Origin of the sequence: Streptomyces sp. NPDC058001, from assembly GCF_042886315.1 — a bacterium.
GTDB lineage: Bacteria > Actinomycetota > Actinomycetes > Streptomycetales > Streptomycetaceae > Streptomyces.
Genome location: NZ_JBHVQT010000003.1, coordinates 95,290 through 111,352 on the forward strand (window position 1 = coordinate 95,290; position 16,063 = coordinate 111,352).

The following is a 16,063-nucleotide window of genomic DNA, read 5'->3' on the forward strand; positions in this document are numbered from 1 at the left end:
GTCGCCAGAGAGAGAACTCCGCCCGTGACCAGTGCTCCGAGTGACCGGCACGCCACCACCCCGCCGTGGTGGTTCGCCCTGCCGGCGATGCTGCTCTTCGCCTTCGTCGTCCTGGTGCCGACCGCTCGCGGCGTGTACTACGCGTTCACCGACTGGGACGGCCTCGGCACGCACTTCTCGTTCGTCGGCCTCGACAACTTCGCGGCCATGTTCCGCGACCCCGTCGCGATACGGGCGATCTGGCACACCCTGCTGATCGCCCTGGCCGTCACGGTCGTCCAGAACGGATTCGGGCTCCTGCTGGCGCTCGGGGTCAACAGCCGCATCAAGTCCCGGCACGTGTTGCGGGTGTTCCTGTTCGCGCCCGCGGTGATCACCCCGATCGTGACCGCGTATCTGTGGCGCAACCTCCTGGGTCCCGAGGGCGCGGTGAACGGCCTGCTGCGGGCGGTCGGGGCGGGTTCCTGGCAGCAGGACTGGCTGGGCGACCCGCAGCTCGCCCTCTGGTCGGTCGTGGGTGTCATCGTGTGGCAGTTCGGCGGCTACTCCATGGTGATCTTCCTGGCCGGTCTCCAGTCGGTACCCAAGGAGGTCCACGAGGCCGCGGACATCGACGGGGCCGGCCCCGTACGGCGCTTCTGGTCGGTCACCCGCCCGCTGCTCGCCCCCGCGTTCACCATCAATCTGATGCTGTCGATCACCGGCGGGATCAAACTCTTCGACCAGGTCTACGCGTTGACCGGCGGCGGACCCGGGCACGCCACCGACACCCTGTCGACGCTGATCTACAAGGACGCCTTCACGCTGGGCGAGTTCGGCTACAGCGTCGCCCTCGCGGTGGTGCTCACGATCATCGTGGCGGTCGCCTCCACGGGCCAGTACTTCGCGCTGTCCCGCAACGAAAGGGCCGCCTCATGAACCGGTACCGCAAGCGCACGTTCGGCCTGGAACTGGTCATGATCGCCGTGGCCCTGGTGGTCGGGTTCCCGGTGTACGTCCTGGTCAACCTGGCCGTCCGGGCGCCGTCGGACACCTCGTCGCCGATCCGCCCGACGACCTCGCCCACCCTCGACAACTTCTCGCAGGCGTGGCAGCGGGGCGCACTCGGTGGCGCGCTCGCCAACAGCGCGCTCGTCACCGTGTGCAGCGTCGTCGTCGTCCTGGCCGTCTCGTCGTTCGCCGCGTACCCGCTGGCCCGCGCCACCGCACGCTGGTCACGCGGACTGTTCCTGCTCGTCATGCTCGGCCTGGTATTGCCGTTCCAACTGGCCGCGCTGCCGCTCTACCAGACGATGCGCGACCTCGGTCTGCTCGGCACCCCCTGGGCGCTGATCCTCTTCTACTCCGGCCTTCAGGTGCCGTTCACCGTGTTCCTCTACGTGGGATTTCTGCGGGCGGTGCCACGCGATTTCGAGGACGCCGCACTCATCGACGGCTGCACACCGGCGCAGAGTTTCCGGTACGTGGTGTTCCCGATGCTCAAGCCGATCACCGTGACCGCGCTGGTGCTGAACGCGGTCGCCGTGTGGAACGACTTCTTCACCCCGTTGCTGTACCTCAGCGGCAGCGCCCAGCAGACCATGCCCGTCGCCATCGCCGGTTTCGTCGGCCAGTACGTCACGGACTGGAGCCTCGTCTTCGCGGCGCTCGCGATCAGCGTCGTGCCGATCCTCGCCGTCTACTTCGCCCTGCAACGCAGCATCATCAGCGGCTTCGCCGGAGGGCTCAAGGGCTGACCCACAGCACACACCACTGCCCACCTAAGCCCGCGGACGCGGCACTTCGCCGGTCACGTGACGACCGCCGTTCCCTCCTCCCTCGCTGGAGACACCATGAAGAGACGCAGACTGACCGGCCTGGTGGCCGCGTCGACCGCCGCCGCCGTGCTGGCCGCATGCAGCGGTGGCACCCGCGCCGACACCGGAGGTGACCCCGACACCCTGACGCTCGCCTCGGTCGACCAAGGGTCGATCGAGGCCGTCGTCAAGGCGTTCGAGAAGGTCAACCCGGGGGTGAAGGTCCGCTTCACCACCAGCGGCGCGGACCAGTACCAGCAGCAGATCCGCACCAAGTTGGCCTCCGGCACCGCGCCGGACGTTATGTCGGTCTGGCCCGGCAACGGCAACCCCGCCGCGACCCACGTCCTGGCCGAACCCGGCTATCTCCTCGACCTCTCCGACCAGCCCTGGTCCGCCCGGCTGCCGGCGGCGATGGAGAGCGTGGCCCAGTACAAAGGCAAGACGTACAACGCGATCTTCGGGCAGAACGGCATCGGCGCGGTCTACAACCAACAGGCCCTGGACAAGGCCGACCTCACCCCGCCGGGCACCTGGACGGAACTCCTGGACTTCTGCGCGGCGGCGGCGCGCAAGGGAACCCCGGCCTTCGCCTTGGGCAACCAGGACAACTGGGTGACGCAGATCGTGCTCTACGCACTCGTCGCCACGACCGTGTACGGCCCCGACCGGGACTTCGACCGGAAGATGCGGGCGGGCCAGGTCACCTTCGCCGACTCCGAATGGGCGACCGCCCTGGACAAGTACGTGCGGATGGAGAAGGCGGGCTGCTTCCAGAAGAAGCCGCTCGGCACCAGCTACGAGGCGAGCCAGGAACTCGCCGCCACCGGCAGGACGCTCGGCATTGTCCAGGGCAACTGGGTGATCGCCCTGCTCAAGAACAAGAACCCGACCGGCGAGTACACCCTCAAGCCGCTGCCGGCCACCGACGACCCCGCCGGCTTCCTCATGCCCGCCGCGGCCGGAGCGGGCTACGGGGTCAACGCCAAGACCAAGAACCAGCAACTGGCTTTGAAGTTCGTGGACTTCGTGATGTCCGACGAAGGCATGAACCTGTTCGCCGGGAAGCAGGGCGGCCTTCCCTCCCTCTCCGGCACCGGCTATGCCGCAGACCCGTCCCTCGCCGACCTCTCGACGTTCATCGAGGACGACCGGACCGTCCCGTTCATGGACATGCTCTGGCCCAACCCCAAGGTGCAGCAGACCATGCTCAGCGGTCTCCAGGAGATCTTCAGCGGACAGTCCACTCCGGAGAAGGTGCTCAAGGCGATGGACGCCGTCTACGAGCCCGGCGACTGACCGCTCCGCATCCGGGACCCCGACCACGATTCGCCACTGGTACGCCACCGGTCCGCCACTGGTTCCGCCTCCGGACACCTACCACCTTCACCGTCCGCGCCCGCCCGGGCCGGGCCTTCCCGCGCCACCAAGTCACCGCACCGATCAAGGAGTTCAGCATGCCCGCAGAGTCGCGTGACGCCCTCAACCGCAGACACGTCATCGGGATCGCCGTAGCCGCGACGGCCGGTCTCGCGCTGTCCACCGGGGTCGGCGGGCCCGCCTCCGCCACCCCCGGCAGCCACGGCAGTCACAGCCCTCATGGCCCGACGGTCGGTCACCTCGCCGTCAACGGCCGGGAGGACGAGCCGCTGGGCGTCGACGATGTGACGCCGAGGCTGAGCTGGCGGGTGACGAGCACGGGGAAGGCATGGACGCAGACCGCCTACCAGATCCGGGCCGCGCGCCGGACCCAGGATCTCGCCCGTGGCCCGTACCTCTGGGACTCCGGCAAGGTCCGCTCGGACGCCCAGAACGACATTCCGTGGGGAGGCAGGGCGCTCCCGTCCCGGCAGGCCGTCGTCTGCCAGGTCAGGGTCTGGGACCAGCACGGCGCCACGACGGCCTGGAGCCGGCCCAGCTCATGGGAAATGGGGCTGCTCAGGCGCGGGGACTGGGGCGCCGCCGAGTGGATCGAGCATCCCGGCCGCACCGTCGGCGATGCGCTGCCCCTGTTCGCGCGCGCGTTCAGCGTCGACAAACGGCATGGTGCGAAGGTCGTCGAGGCACGCTTGTACCTCGCGGGAATCGGCCTCCACACCGCGCGGCTCAACGGCGGGGCGGTGACCGACGAGGTGCTCGCGCCGGGCAACTCCAACTACCAACTCTCCGTCGAGTACCGGGCCTACGACGTGACACATCTCGTCCGCCCCGGCGTCAATGTGCTCGGTGTCGAACTGGGCCATGGAACCGCCCTGGTCACGCGTTCCGTGACCAACCCGGCAACGGGCCGCACGGCTCCGTACAGTTGGTGGCAGAGCCAGTCCAAGGGGAGCGGCACTCTGGCCGCGCCGGCCGCGGGTGGAGACACGGCCGTCAAGGTGAGCAGCGTGACCGGATACCACGTCGGCGGCACGATCAACATCGACACGGGCGACGGCGGCGAGCGGTTGGAGACACGCGAGATCACGGTGATAGGCACCGCAGGGGCGGACGGGACGGGCATCGGCTTCAAGGGAGCCCTGAAGAGGGAGCACGCGGGCGGCGTCACGGTCACCGGCTCGGGGAACCCGCTCGCCAGTACCGATCCCAGTGCCGGCGCCGCCGTGACACCGCGCATGATCGCCCGCCTGGAGATCACCAAGGCCGACGGATCGGTCGACGCCGTCGTCAGCGACCGTGCGTGGACCACGGCGCTCGGCCCGACGATCACCAACAACTGGTACTCAGGATCCGACTACGACGCACGCCGTGAACAGGACGGATGGACCGAGCCCGGGGCCGACCTCGGGCGATCGGCCAAGCGCCGTGACGGTTCGCCCATGGGATGGGTCGGCGCGGGGATCGCCGCACCGCCCAACCTGACGACGGAACTCGTCTGGCGCGCGGGGGAACCGGTGAAGATCGTGGACCGGATCCGTCCCGTCGACATCACCCAACCCAAGCTGGGTGTCTGGGTGTTCGACTTCGGGCAGAACTTCGCCGGCTGGCCGGAACTCTCCCTCGACGGCACGGTGCCGCCGGGCACGACGGTCAAGCTGCTGCCGGCGGAGTCACTGGCCGCGGACGGCACCGTCGACCAGGCGTCCATCATGGGCGGTGGCGGCAGCCGCGGCACCGATGTGTTCGCCGCGTACACCACACACGGCGACCGCAAGGGCGAGACCTGGCACCCCCAGTTCCACTACTTCGGCATGCAATGGGTCCAGGTCACGGGTCTGCCGCCGGGTTACCGGCCCACGGCCAAGACGGTCACGGGCCTGCAACTCCACGCGGACACACCCCTGGCAGGCGGCTTCCGGACCTCCAACGAGCGGATCAACCGGATCCACCGCATGGCGCGGTACTCGATCATGAGCAACATGATGTCGACGTTCACGGACTGCCCGGGACGCGAGAAGCTGGCCTACCCCGCCGACTACCTCCAGCCCTTCGGCTCGCTGCACCGCCACTTCGGCTACGCCGCATATCTCCGCACGATGCAACGCCACCTGGCGGAGGGGCAGTCCAGGACGGGCGACAACATTGGCAATGTCGCGTTGAAGGCACCTGTGTACGACTGGGGCTACACCGGCCGGTTCGGCGACGAGATCAACTGGGGCAACGGGATCATCCTGACGCCCTGGTTCCTCTACGAGACGTACGGCGACACGCAGACGATGGCGCGGTACTACCCCCAGATGCAGGCGTTCATGGACTACATCAGGACGCGGAAGGCGGGCACCGGGGCCAACGCCTACATCGTCGACGCGGCACTCGCCGACTGGATCGCGGCCGAGACCACCTCGGGCCGTATCACCGGCACCTGGGGCTACCACCAGATCGCCGACCGGATGGCGAGGATGGCCGCCGTACTCGGCCGCACCGCGGACGCGAGCGAGTACCGCGCCCTCGCCTCGCACATCAAGGACGCGTTCAACGACGCCTTCTACAACGTGACGCTGGGCCGCTACACGAGCCAGGGCAACCAGGGCACCACCGGCGCGACGCAAGCCGCCCAGGCACTCGCGCTCGACGAGGGACTGGTCCCCGATCGGGAGCGGCAGCGGGTCCTCGACGCCCTGGTCGAACTGGTCGAGGGCTTCCAACCGTTCGGAGGCGGCCCGCACTTCAGCGGCGGCACCATCGGACTCGCGCCGATCGTAAGGGCGTTGATGGACGGTGGCCGGGACGACGTGCTGTGGAAGGTACTCCAGGAGGACACACGCCCGAGTTACGGGTTCTTCATGGCCCCGACCGTCGCCAACCCCCAGGGCCTCACCACCCACCCCGAGCAGTGGGACATGGGCAACTCGAAGAACCACATGATCCTGCTCCAGATCGAGGAGTGGTTCCACGGTGGTCTGGCGGGGATCCGGCAGGCGCGCGGCTCCGTCGGCTACCGCGAGCTGGTGATCGATCCGCGGGTGGTCGGTGACCTCACCCAGGTCGAAGGGAGTTATCGGACTCCGTACGGCGAGGCGGTGGCGGAGTGGACGCTCAAGAAGGACGTCTTCCGGCTGAACGTCGACATACCGCCGAACACCACGGCCGAGATACGGGTGCCGAACGGGGACCGTGTGTCACGCGAGGCGTCAGCAGGTGCGGCGTTGCGACGTATCGAGGGCGACAAGGCCGTCTACAGCGTGCCGTCGGGGACGTACACCTTCACTGTGCGTGGCGTGCGCGCGGTCTCGTAGCCACTGACGCGGTGGCGGCGGGGACCTGTCAGGCGGATGCTCCGCTGTCGATCACCAGGTCCGTGCCGACCATCGCGCCGGCCGCGGGTGAGGCGAGATACAGCACCGCTGCCGCCACTTCCTCGGCCTCCGCGACCCGGCCGAGCGGGTTCTCCGACTTCGCCCGCTCCGCACGGTCGGCCGGGGTCTCGCCGGGTCGCAGCGACATGGGGGCAGCGGCGGAACCCGGGCTGACCGCGTTGATGCGGATGCCGTGCCGGATGTGATCGAGGGCGGCGGCCCGGGTCAGTGCCGAGACCGCCGCCTTCGAGGTGCTGTAGGCGGCGAGGTTCGGGATGCGCAGGTGGGCGCCCAGGTTGGCGGAGATGTTGACGATGGTGCCGCCGCCGTTCGCCTTCATGTGCGCGATCTCGTGCTTCATGGCCAGCCAGACGCCGGTGACATTGGTCCGTAGCACCGCGTCCCAGTCCGCCTCGCTCACCTCGCCGACGGGCCCGGCTCCCCGGAGTATCCCGGCGTTGTTGACCGCGATGTCCAGTCCGCCGAAGCGGATGACGGTTTCGCGTACGAGGTCCTGGAGGCTGACGGATTCGGTGACATCGGCGGTGACCGCGGCGGCCGTGCCGTGGGCGGCCTCGATCAGGCCGACCGTCTCGTCCAGCGTTGCCCGGGTGCGTCCGGCGGCGACTACGGACGCGCCCTCGGCGGCGAAGGCGAGCGCGATGGCACGGCCGAGGCCGGAGCCCGCGCCGGTGACGAGGACGGACCTGCCGGTGAAGCGGTTCATCTCGGTAACTCCCTTGAGTGACGGACTACTTGGCGTGGTGGTGGTTCGGGAAGGCGGCGGCGGTCGTGGCTTGATTCTTGACCGATCGGTTCATTATTTGGGCATGAGGGCGCGCGGAAAGTGAGTCCGCCGCATTCGTCCGGCGCGCGCTCTTCGTCGGGTGTGCTGTTTTCGTCAGGTGTGTGTCAGTCCAGCAGTGTCAGCGCCTGTTCGGCCGCGTCGCGTACCCGGGCCGGGTCGTTCGACGCCTTGCCGACGACGCGCACGCCCTGCATCATCACGAACAGCATGCGGGCCAGTGCGCGCGGATCGCGGTCCTCGGGCAACTCGCCCTGGGCCCTGGCCCGTACGAGCGCCGAGTGCAGGGGTGTCTCGATGTGCTCCCAGCTGATCTCGACCCGGCGGGCCGCGGCCGGGTCGTGCGGGGCCAGTTCGGCCGCGGTGTTGGTGATGAAGCAGCCGTTGAGTCGGGACTCCGGTGCGGCGGCCTCCGCTGCGAAGCGGCGTACCAGCGCCCGTACGGCGGGCAGTACGGGGCCCGGCTGGGACAGGTCGGCGAGGAGGCGTGGATCGCGCGTCTCGGCGTACCGGTCCATGGCCTTCAGATACAGCTCGTGCTTGTTGCCGAAGGTCGCGTAGATGCTGGCGCGGCCGATGCCGAGGTGTTCGACGAGGTCCGCCATCGACGTCGCCTCGTAGCCGCGCCGCCAGAACAGCTCAAGGGCCGACTGGAGCGCGGCGTCCGGATCGAATTCCTTGGTCCTGGCCACGGGAAGACCCTAGATGTATCTGGAACGGTCGGTCAAATAGCGGCGGTGCCTGCCTCATCGTCCGTCGCTGTCGCTGTCGCTGTCGCTGTCGTCGCCGTCGCCGGTGCGATCGCGGGCTCGTGGCCCTGGAAGCCGTTCGCGAGTTCGCGCAGGGCCCGGTCCAGGAGGGTGTCCAGGTCGCTGTCCTCGTCCCGCAGCCACTGCTCGTAGGACGCGACGGCGGTCCCCAGTGCCGCATAGGCGATCACCTGGGGGAGGGTGGCGTCGACCGGCCGGCCGAGACGCCGGGCGACGAACTCCGCGATGACGGCGCGCCAGTCGGCGTAGCGAAGGGTCGAATGGGCCTGGAGCGCGGGCACTTGAAGGATCAGGGTCATCCGCTGCCGGTGCCAGGGGACCTGCGTGGCGTCCAGGTGATTGAACGCCACGATCGCCTCCCGCAGGGCGTCCATCAGCGGGACCTCGGGCGCGCAGTCGGCGAACCAGGCGCGCATCCGCTGCAACTCCTGTTCGAAGTCACCCCAGACCACGTCGTTCTTGGAGCTGTAGTAGCGGAAGAAGGTGCGTCGGCCGATACCGGCCGCCGCCGCGATGTCGTCCACCGTGGTCTCGTCGAAGCCGTGCGTGGCGAACAGGCCCAGGGCGAGTTTCTCCAGTTCCGCGCGGGAGGTCAGCGGCTTGCGTCCGACGCGGTGGGGGCGGTCCCCGGAGGTGGGGTCCCCGGAGGGGCGGTCCGCGGAGGTGGGGCGGGGCAGTTTCGGCACGCCTCTTCCTTTCGGCATCGGGTGCCATTACTTTGTCACAAGTCTCCTTTCGGCATCGGGTGCCAGATTGGGCCTCCGGCCGATGGGGATCAGCGCCTCCGACGCATGCCTCCGATGCATGCCACCGACGCCTCCGATGGAGAGGGAGTCACCCATGAGCGACGTCTCGCAGGTCCCGGCCCCGGCCCCGGTCCCCGTCACACCCGCCACGCATACCGACGAGCAGCCCGTCGACCAGGACCTGTTCGAACAGGACCTGCTGGTCGAAGAGGTCTCCATCGACGGCATGTGCGGCGTCTACTGAGCGGGCCGTCCATGTCCGCCCCGCCTTCGTCCGACACCGGCCGACGCCCCGCCGACACACGGTTCGACCTCGACGCCGCCTGGCAACTGCATCCCCAGGTCGCCGTGCGGCCCGAACGGTTCGGGGCGTTGCTGTACCACTTCGGTACGCGACGGCTCTCGTTCCTGAAGGACCGCGTGCTGCTTGCCGTGGTGCAGGAACTCGCCGACCAGCCGGACGCCAGGTCCGCGTGCCGTGCCGCCGGTGTGGAGCAACGCGATCTGGCCCGGTACCGGACCGCGCTGGCCGCACTGGCGACCTCCCGGATGATCACCGCGCGGTCGTCACCGAACCATGAAGGACCTCAAGCCGAGTCGTGAGCGACTCCAAGGAGACTCCAACGAGAGGAGGCGCTGTGACGGTCGCACCCCCCGGATCCGAGCGCACCATCGCGCCCGCCGGTCGGCTCGTGGACCACTTCCAGCACGGCCTCGACGCGCCGATCTGTCTGACCTGGGAGCTGACCTACGCCTGCAACCTGGCCTGTGTGCACTGTCTGTCCAGCTCCGGCCGGCGTGACCCACGCGAGTTGACCACCGCCGAATGCAAGGCGGTCATCGACGAGTTGGAGCGCATGCAGGTCTTCTACGTCAACATCGGAGGCGGCGAGCCCACGGTCCGCTCCGACTTCTGGGAACTGGTCGACTACGCCACCGCCCACCGCGTGGGTGTGAAGTTCTCCACCAACGGCGTCAAGATCACACCCGCGGTGGCGGACCGGCTGGCCGCGAGCGACTACGTGGACGTGCAACTCTCCCTGGACGGCGCGACCGCCGAGGTCAACGACGCCGTTCGCGGCGCGGGCTCGTACGCCACCGCACTGCGCGCGATGGACAACCTCGCCGCGGCCGGTTTCCGTGGCTTCAAGATCTCCGTCGTGATGACCCGGCACAACGTGTCGCAACTCGACGCGTTCAAGGCGCTCGCCGACCGCTACGACGCCCAACTCCGGCTCACCCGGCTGCGCCCGTCCGGTCGCGGCGCCGACGTCTGGCACGAACTGCACCCGACCGGCGAGCAACAACGCGAGCTGTACCACTGGTTGGTCGACCAGGGCGAGGACGTCCTCACCGGCGACTCGTTCTTCCACCTGTCGGCGTACGGCGAACAGTTGCCGGGGCTGAATCTGTGCGGCGCGGGGCGCGTGGTCTGCCTCATCGACCCCGTGGGCGATGTCTACGCCTGCCCCTTCGCCATCCACGACGCGTTCCTGGCCGGCAATGTCCGCGACACCGGAGGGTTCACGCGGGTATGGCGGGACTCGCCGCTCTTCCTCGATCTGCGCAGCCCTCAGACGGGTGGGGCGTGTACGCAGTGCTCGGCGTTCGACGCCTGCCAGGGCGGCTGCATGGCCGCGAAGTTCTTCACCGGTCTGCCGCTGGACGGGCCGGACCCCGAATGCGTGAAGGGCCACGGCGTCACCGCGCTGTCGGCGATCGACCCGACCGGTGTACCGCGCCCCACCGGGGACCACTCGCACACCGGCCCGGTCCGCCAGGCGCCGGTGCCGCTCGGCATGCCGACGACGCGCCGCCCGGAGCGCTTCTGCGACGAGAGTCCCCTGACGGGACTGGAACAGGGATAGGTCCTCATGGTCCTCATGGGTAATGGCGGATGGTTCGAGACGGTGGCCGAGGCGCAGCGCCGGGCCCGGCGCCGGCTGCCGAAGTCGGTCTACAGCGCGCTGCTCGCCGGATCCGAGAAGGGCACGTCGTACCGCGACAACACGGAAGCCTTCGCACAGCTCGGATTCGCGCCGCACGTCGCCGGACTGTCGCCCAAGCGGGAGCTGGCGACGACGGTCATGGGTCAGGAGATCGCGCTGCCGGTGGTCGTCTCGCCGACCGGTGTGCAGGCGGTGCATCCCGACGGCGAGGTGGCGGTGGCCCGCGCGGCGGCGGCCCGTGGCACGGCGCTGGGCCTGAGTTCGTTCGCGAGCAAGCCGGTCGAAGAGGTCGTCGCGGCCAACCCGAAGACGTTCTTCCAGATGTACTGGATGGGCAGCAGGGACTCCATGGTGCGGCACATGGAGCGGGCCCACGCGGCCGGGGCCAAGGGGCTGATCGTCACCCTCGACTGGTCCTTCTCGCACGGCCGGGACTGGGGCAGCCCCTGGATCCCCGAACGCCTGGACCTCAAGGCGATGGCCCGGCTGGCCCCCGAGGGACTGACCCGCCCGCGCTGGCTGCTCGACTACGCCAGGACCGGACACCTGCCGGACCTCACCACACCGAATGTCGTCGCGCTCGGCGAGCAGCCGCCGACGTTCTTCGGCGCGTACGGGGAGTGGATGCAGACACCGCCCGCGACCTGGGAGGACGTCGCCTGGCTGCGCGAGCAGTGGGACGGCCCCTTCCTCCTCAAGGGCGTCATCCGCGTGGACGACGCCAAGCGGGCCGTGGACGCGGGCGTGACCGCGATCTCGGTGTCCAACCACGGCGGCAACAACCTGGACGGCACACCGGCACCGATCCGCGCCCTTCCCGCCGTCGCGAAAGCCGTGGGCGACCAGATCGAGGTGCTGCTCGACGGCGGGGTCCGGCGCGGCAGCGATGTCGTCAAGGCACTGGCGCTCGGCGCGAAAGCGGTCCTCATCGGCCGTGCCTACCTGTGGGGACTCGCGGCGAACGGGCAGGCGGGCGTGGAGAACGTCCTCGACATCCTGCACGGCGGCATCGACTCGGCGCTGCTCGCGCTGGGCCGCTCCTCCGTGCATGAGTTGACCGAGGACGACGTACTGGTCCCCGCCGGGTTCACCCGGGATTTGGGAGCCGGTACCCCGGCATGACCCGGCTCGCGGCTCTCACCTGGCCGGAGGTGGCCGCCCGTGCGAGCGGCGGTGGACCGGTACTCGCCGTGCCGGTCGGCGCCACCGAACAGCACGGGCCGCACCTGCCGCTGTCCACCGACACCGACATCGCCGTGGCCCTGGCCGAGGGGCTGGCCGACGCGCTGCCCGACATCGTGGTGGCGCCGCCGGTGGCCTACGGGTCCAGCGGTGAACACCAGGGATTCGCGGGCACGTTGTCCATCGGGCAGGAGGCCCTGGAATCCCTCCTGGTCGAGCTGGTGCGCTCGGGGAGTGCCACCTTCCCCCGGGTCGTGCTCGTCTCCGCGCACGGCGGCAACGCCCAGCCGGTGGCCCGCGCCGTACAGCAACTCCGGTACGAGGGACGCGAGGTGAGCGCCTGGTCGCCGCGCTGGGGCGGGGACGCGCACGCCGGACGCACGGAGACCTCCCTCATGCTCGCGCTCGCGCCGCACCGCGTCCATGTCGAGCGTGCCGAACCCGGCGCGACCGCACCGATCGGCGAACTGCTGCCACACCTACGGCAGGGCGGCCTGCGCGCCGTCACCGCCAATGGAGTCCTCGGCGACCCCACCGGGGCGAACGCGCCCGAAGGGACTGCCTTGTTGCATCGGGCGGTCGGTGAACTCGTCGCGTGGGTACGGCGGTTGAAGGGGGACGCATGACACGGGTCGCGCTGGTGACCGGGGCCGCCCGGGGGATCGGGGCCGCCACCGTGCTCGCGCTGGCGGAACAGGGCTGGTCGGTACTGGCGGTGGACCGTGCCGCCGACGACCCCGCCCTGCCCTACCCGATGGGCACCGAGGCCGAACTGACCGCTGTCGTCAGGGAAGCGGACCGTCGCGCCGACGGGACCGGCCGGGTACGCCCGTACACCGCCGACGTGCGGGACGCGCCGGCTCTTGAGGCGGCCGTGGCCGAGGCGGAGGACCGGTGGGGCGGACTGGACGCCGCCGTCGCGGCGGCCGGAGTGATCGCGGGCGGCGTCCCGCTGTGGGAGGTCCCGCCCGAGCAGGAACGGGCCGTACTGGACGTGGACCTGGGCGGTGTCGTCAACCTGGCGCGAGCCGCGATCCCCGCACTGCTGCGGCGACCGGCACCCCGCTCGGGCCGATTCCTGGCCGTCGCGTCGGCCGCCGCCACCCGAGGACTGCCGATGCTGGCCGCCTACTGCGCGGCCAAAGCAGGTGTGGCCGGGCTGATCCGCGCGCTGGGCACCGAGTTGGGCGACACGGGTGTGACCGCGGGCGCGGTCAGCCCCGGCTCGACCGACACCCCCATTCTGGCCGAGAGCGCGCGCCTCTACGGCCTGCCCGGCGCCCAGGAGTTCGCCCCCCAGCAACCCGTACGACGCCTCCTCGAACCCGCCGAGGTCGCCGCCGTACTGGCCTTCCTGGCCGGACCCCACAGCAGCGGCATGACCGGTGCCGTCGTACCGGTGGACGGAGGTCTGTCGCTGTGACCCCACCGGCCGGGCCGACACCGCTTCCGCATGGATTCCGGATCCAACTCGCCCCCGATACCGTGCAGTTGGCGGATGGGATGTGGTTCGGAGGGTCACCGGCACGGGTGATGCGGTTGACCCGGGCCGGACGTAAGGCATGGCGGCAGCTCGCCGAAGGCGGCGCCGTGACATCGGCCGCCGCCGGGGCGCTGGCCCGGCGGCTGACCGACACCGGCATGGCCCACCCCTGCCCGCCCGAATCCGCCGCCGTCTCCCCGGACGTGACCGTGGTCATCCCGGTCCATGACCGGACCGAACTCCTCGACCGCTGCCTGGCCGCGCTCGACGGCCGGCATCCGGTCGTGGTCGTCGACGACGGGTCCCAGGACCCCGGCGCCGTCGCGGCCGTGGTCCGCCGACACGGCGCCACACTCGTGCGGCGCCCCGTCAACGGAGGACCCGCCGCCGCGCGGAGCACCGGCCTGGAACACGTCACCAGCGAGCTGGTCGCCTTCCTCGACAGCGACTGCGTACCCGTCCCCGGCTGGATCGAGGCACTGGCCTGGCACTTCGCCGACCCGCTGGTGGCCGCCGTCGCACCCCGGGTGACCGCCCTCGCGCCGGACGGCTGGGCAGGCCGCTACACCCGCGCCAGTTGCAGCCTCGACCTCGGTGAACAGCCCGCGCGCGTCGCGCCGAGGACACGTGTGTCGCATGTGCCGACGGCCGCGCTGCTCGCCCGCCGGACCGCGCTCCTGGAGGTGGCGCGGGACGGCGCGGTCTTCGATCCGGCGATGCGGGTGGGCGAGGACGTCGACCTGATCTGGCGACTGCACGAGCGCGGTGGGCGGATCCGGTACGACCCCTCGGTACGGATCGGCCACCGCGAACCCGTGACCTGGCGCGCCCTGCTCACCCGCCGCATGCGGTACGGGACATCGGCCGCGCCGCTCGCCCTGCGGCACCCCACGTCGGTGCCGCCGCTCGTCCTGCACGCCTGGCCCGCCGTCACAGTCGGCGCGCTGCTCGCCCGCCGGCCCGTCGTCGCGGCGGCGGCCTTCGGCATGGCGAACCTGACGATGCTCCGGACCCTGCGCCAGGCCGACGTACCGACCGATGGCGTCCCGCGCGCGATGGCTGTCGCGGTCCAGCAGACATGGCTGGGCACCGGACGCTACGCCACCCAGTTCGCCGCCCCGGCGCTCATCGCCCTGATGGCACCCGGCGGGCGGCGCCGCTGGGGCCGCCGGGCCGCCGTCGCCTCCCTGCTGCTCGGCCCGGGGGTCGCCGCGTGGGCCGCCCGACGACCCGCGCTGGATCCCGTCCGGTTCACCCTCGGCACCCTGGCCGACGACATCGCCTACGGCACCGGCGTCTGGATCGGCTGCCTCACCCACGGCACCGGCATCCCGCTGCGCCCCGTACTCACCTGGCGCCCCTTGCGCATCGACCCCACCACCGGCGAACAGCGGTCCTGACCCACGTACGGTCCGGCCTTCCGCCACCGCGCGTACCCCGCTCCCTTCGGTGGGAACCGGCGTCCGGCGATCACGCCGGAGCCTTGACCGGGGCTCTTCGGGACCTCATAGTATCAACCAAGCGGTTGGTAGTAATTCAGGGTCGGTGTCTGCCGGTGTCCCCATCCCGACCGTTCTCGCGGCGCACTACGCGACCGCTCCGCACTCCGTGAACAAGGGACGAGAGATGACGGACGACGCCCTTCCCGACGAGGCGACCCTTCCCGACAAGGCGGCCCTTCGCGACGAGGTGACTCCTCTCGGCGAAGCAGCCCTTCTCGACAAGGCGGTGCAGATGTTCGTGGCGGCGACCCCGCCGGTCGGGGCGCCCATCGAGGACTGGCGTGCGGGCTTCGAGGCCATGTGCGCCCAGTTCGAACTCCCCGCCGACGCGGCGGTCGAGGAACTGAGCCTGGGAGGTGTCCCCGCCCGCAGGGTGACCGCCCCGGGTGCGACGGGCGACGGGGTGATCCTGCACTTCCACAGCGGTGGCTATGTGATGGGGTCGTCGTGGGCGTACCGCGAGTTCGCCCACCGGCTGTCCGCGGTCGCCGGTGTCCCGGTGATCGTCCCGGACTACCGGCTCGCCCCCGAGCTGACGTTTCCGCACGGCGCCGTCGAGGACGCCCTGACCGCGTACCGCGCGCTCCTTGAGACCCAGGACGCGCGCCGAATCGTTGTGAGCGGTGACTCCGCCGGCGGCGGTCTGGCCATGTCCACGCTGCTGTCGCTGCGGGACGCCGGGGACCCGCTGCCCGTCGCGGGGTTCGCGATCTCACCGCTGCTCGACCTCGCGGGCGAGGGCGAGTCCTGCGTCACGAACGACGGCGTCGACCCGCTGATCGACCGGGCCATGATCGTGGACATGGGCAAGGTCTACATCGGCGACCTCGACCCGAAGGAGCATCCGGCGGCCTCACCGCTGTACGGCGAGCACCACGGCCTTCCGCCGCTGCTCCTGCTGGCCAGCGACTCGGAGGTGCTCCGCGACGACGCGGTCCGGTTCGCGGCGAGTGTGCGCGCCGCCGGAGGCCGGGCCGAGGTCAATCTGACCGAGGGCATGATCCACATCTGGACGATCTTCCCGTTCCTCCAGCGGGCCGGGGCGGCGCTGGAGGACATCGGCGGCTTCGTCCGGACCCACCTGAACTGACGGA

At 70.4% G+C, this 16,063-nt stretch carries 15 protein-coding genes; 12 read left to right on the top strand and 3 right to left on the bottom strand.

Annotated features, from left to right (window positions below; genetic code table 11):
• The first annotated feature begins 24 nt into the window (after positions 1-24).
• The 4 genes from ACFVT5_RS06995 to ACFVT5_RS07010 all read left to right on the top strand — a co-directional run bounded on the left by ACFVT5_RS06995 (position 25) and on the right by ACFVT5_RS07010 (position 6,472).
• Positions 25-918, top strand: a complete 894-nt coding sequence (locus ACFVT5_RS06995) for a carbohydrate ABC transporter permease (protein WP_389882287.1) — start codon at positions 25-27, stop codon at positions 916-918.
• Positions 915-1,736 (top strand): carbohydrate ABC transporter permease, encoded by an 822-nt coding sequence (locus tag ACFVT5_RS07000; protein ID WP_389882289.1) that lies wholly within the window; start codon positions 915-917, stop codon positions 1,734-1,736. Before ACFVT5_RS06995 ends, ACFVT5_RS07000 begins: the two co-directional genes overlap by 4 nt.
• A 96-nt stretch (positions 1,737-1,832) precedes the next feature.
• A complete protein-coding gene (locus ACFVT5_RS07005) occupies positions 1,833-3,095 on the top strand; it encodes an ABC transporter substrate-binding protein (RefSeq protein ID WP_389882291.1) in 1,263 nt (420 codons plus the stop codon).
• A 158-nt stretch (positions 3,096-3,253) separates the two neighbouring features.
• Positions 3,254-6,472 carry a family 78 glycoside hydrolase catalytic domain gene (locus ACFVT5_RS07010; RefSeq protein ID WP_389882293.1) on the top strand — a complete coding sequence of 1,073 codons (3,219 nt, stop codon included), beginning with the start codon at positions 3,254-3,256 and terminating at the stop codon, positions 6,470-6,472.
• Between the two features lie 28 nt (positions 6,473-6,500).
• Here ACFVT5_RS07010 and ACFVT5_RS07015 read toward each other — a convergent pair whose 3' ends face one another.
• The 3 genes from ACFVT5_RS07015 to mftR all read right to left on the bottom strand — a co-directional run bounded on the left by ACFVT5_RS07015 (position 6,501) and on the right by mftR (position 8,793).
• Positions 6,501-7,259: an SDR family NAD(P)-dependent oxidoreductase gene (locus ACFVT5_RS07015; RefSeq protein ID WP_389882295.1), complete on the bottom strand. Its 759-nt coding sequence runs from the start codon at positions 7,257-7,259 to the stop codon at positions 6,501-6,503.
• A 185-nt stretch (positions 7,260-7,444) separates the two neighbouring features.
• Entirely contained in the window at positions 7,445-8,029 is a 585-nt protein-coding gene (locus ACFVT5_RS07020; protein ID WP_389882296.1) for a TetR/AcrR family transcriptional regulator, read from the bottom strand.
• 32 nt (positions 8,030-8,061) lie between these two features.
• On the bottom strand, positions 8,062-8,793 hold the full coding sequence (gene mftR / locus ACFVT5_RS07025; protein WP_389882298.1) for a mycofactocin system transcriptional regulator: 732 nt from the start codon (positions 8,791-8,793) through the stop codon (positions 8,062-8,064).
• A gap of 154 nt (positions 8,794-8,947) precedes the next feature.
• Between mftR and mftA the strand changes: the two genes are divergently transcribed.
• The 8 genes from mftA (at position 8,948) to ACFVT5_RS07065 (ending at position 16,059) form a co-directional block, all read left to right on the top strand.
• The gene (mftA, locus tag ACFVT5_RS07030; protein ID WP_389882300.1) at positions 8,948-9,097 is read left to right on the top strand and encodes a mycofactocin precursor MftA; all 150 of its coding nucleotides are present in this window, start codon (positions 8,948-8,950) and stop codon (positions 9,095-9,097) included.
• 11 nt (positions 9,098-9,108) lie between these two features.
• Positions 9,109-9,456, top strand: coding sequence for a mycofactocin biosynthesis chaperone MftB (gene mftB, locus ACFVT5_RS07035; RefSeq protein ID WP_389882302.1), 348 nt, complete (start codon positions 9,109-9,111; stop codon positions 9,454-9,456).
• Positions 9,457-9,491: 35 nt separating this feature from the next.
• On the top strand, positions 9,492-10,721 hold the full coding sequence (gene mftC, locus ACFVT5_RS07040; RefSeq protein ID WP_389882304.1) for a mycofactocin radical SAM maturase: 1,230 nt from the start codon (positions 9,492-9,494) through the stop codon (positions 10,719-10,721).
• Positions 10,722-10,736: 15 nt separating this feature from the next.
• Positions 10,737-11,924 carry a pre-mycofactocin synthase MftD gene (mftD, locus tag ACFVT5_RS07045; protein ID WP_389882306.1) on the top strand — a complete coding sequence of 396 codons (1,188 nt, stop codon included), beginning with the start codon at positions 10,737-10,739 and terminating at the stop codon, positions 11,922-11,924.
• A complete protein-coding gene (gene mftE / locus ACFVT5_RS07050; protein ID WP_389882308.1) occupies positions 11,921-12,610 on the top strand; it encodes a mycofactocin biosynthesis peptidyl-dipeptidase MftE in 690 nt (229 codons plus the stop codon). Before mftD ends, mftE begins: the two co-directional genes overlap by 4 nt.
• Positions 12,607-13,407, top strand: coding sequence for a mycofactocin-coupled SDR family oxidoreductase (locus tag ACFVT5_RS07055; RefSeq protein WP_389882310.1), 801 nt, complete (start codon positions 12,607-12,609; stop codon positions 13,405-13,407). The genes mftE and ACFVT5_RS07055 overlap by 4 nt, the downstream gene beginning before the upstream one ends.
• Positions 13,404-14,867 carry a mycofactocin biosynthesis glycosyltransferase MftF gene (gene mftF, locus ACFVT5_RS07060; RefSeq protein ID WP_389882311.1) on the top strand — a complete coding sequence of 488 codons (1,464 nt, stop codon included), beginning with the start codon at positions 13,404-13,406 and terminating at the stop codon, positions 14,865-14,867. The genes ACFVT5_RS07055 and mftF overlap by 4 nt, the downstream gene beginning before the upstream one ends.
• A 226-nt stretch (positions 14,868-15,093) precedes the next feature.
• Positions 15,094-16,059: an alpha/beta hydrolase gene (locus ACFVT5_RS07065; protein ID WP_389882313.1), complete on the top strand. Its 966-nt coding sequence runs from the start codon at positions 15,094-15,096 to the stop codon at positions 16,057-16,059.
• The last annotated feature ends 4 nt before the right edge of the window (positions 16,060-16,063 follow it).

Bases quoted from the DNA above. Each gene is read 5' to 3' on its own strand.
- ACFVT5_RS07000 (WP_389882289.1), top strand. From the start codon at position 915: ATGAACCGGTACCGCAAGCGCACGTTCGGCCTGGAACTGGTCATGATC.
- ACFVT5_RS07005 (WP_389882291.1), top strand. From the start codon at position 1,833: ATGAAGAGACGCAGACTGACCGGCCTGGTGGCCGCGTCGACCGCCGCC.
- ACFVT5_RS07010 (WP_389882293.1), top strand. From the start codon at position 3,254: ATGCCCGCAGAGTCGCGTGACGCCCTCAACCGCAGACACGTCATCGGG.
- ACFVT5_RS07015 (WP_389882295.1), bottom strand. From the start codon at position 7,259: ATGAACCGCTTCACCGGCAGGTCCGTCCTCGTCACCGGCGCGGGCTCC.
- mftA (WP_389882300.1), top strand. From the start codon at position 8,948: ATGAGCGACGTCTCGCAGGTCCCGGCCCCGGCCCCGGTCCCCGTCACA.
- mftB (WP_389882302.1), top strand. From the start codon at position 9,109: ATGTCCGCCCCGCCTTCGTCCGACACCGGCCGACGCCCCGCCGACACA.
- mftD (WP_389882306.1), top strand. From the start codon at position 10,737: ATGGGTAATGGCGGATGGTTCGAGACGGTGGCCGAGGCGCAGCGCCGG.
- mftE (WP_389882308.1), top strand. From the start codon at position 11,921: ATGACCCGGCTCGCGGCTCTCACCTGGCCGGAGGTGGCCGCCCGTGCG.
- ACFVT5_RS07055 (WP_389882310.1), top strand. From the start codon at position 12,607: ATGACACGGGTCGCGCTGGTGACCGGGGCCGCCCGGGGGATCGGGGCC.
- ACFVT5_RS07065 (WP_389882313.1), top strand. From the start codon at position 15,094: ATGACGGACGACGCCCTTCCCGACGAGGCGACCCTTCCCGACAAGGCG.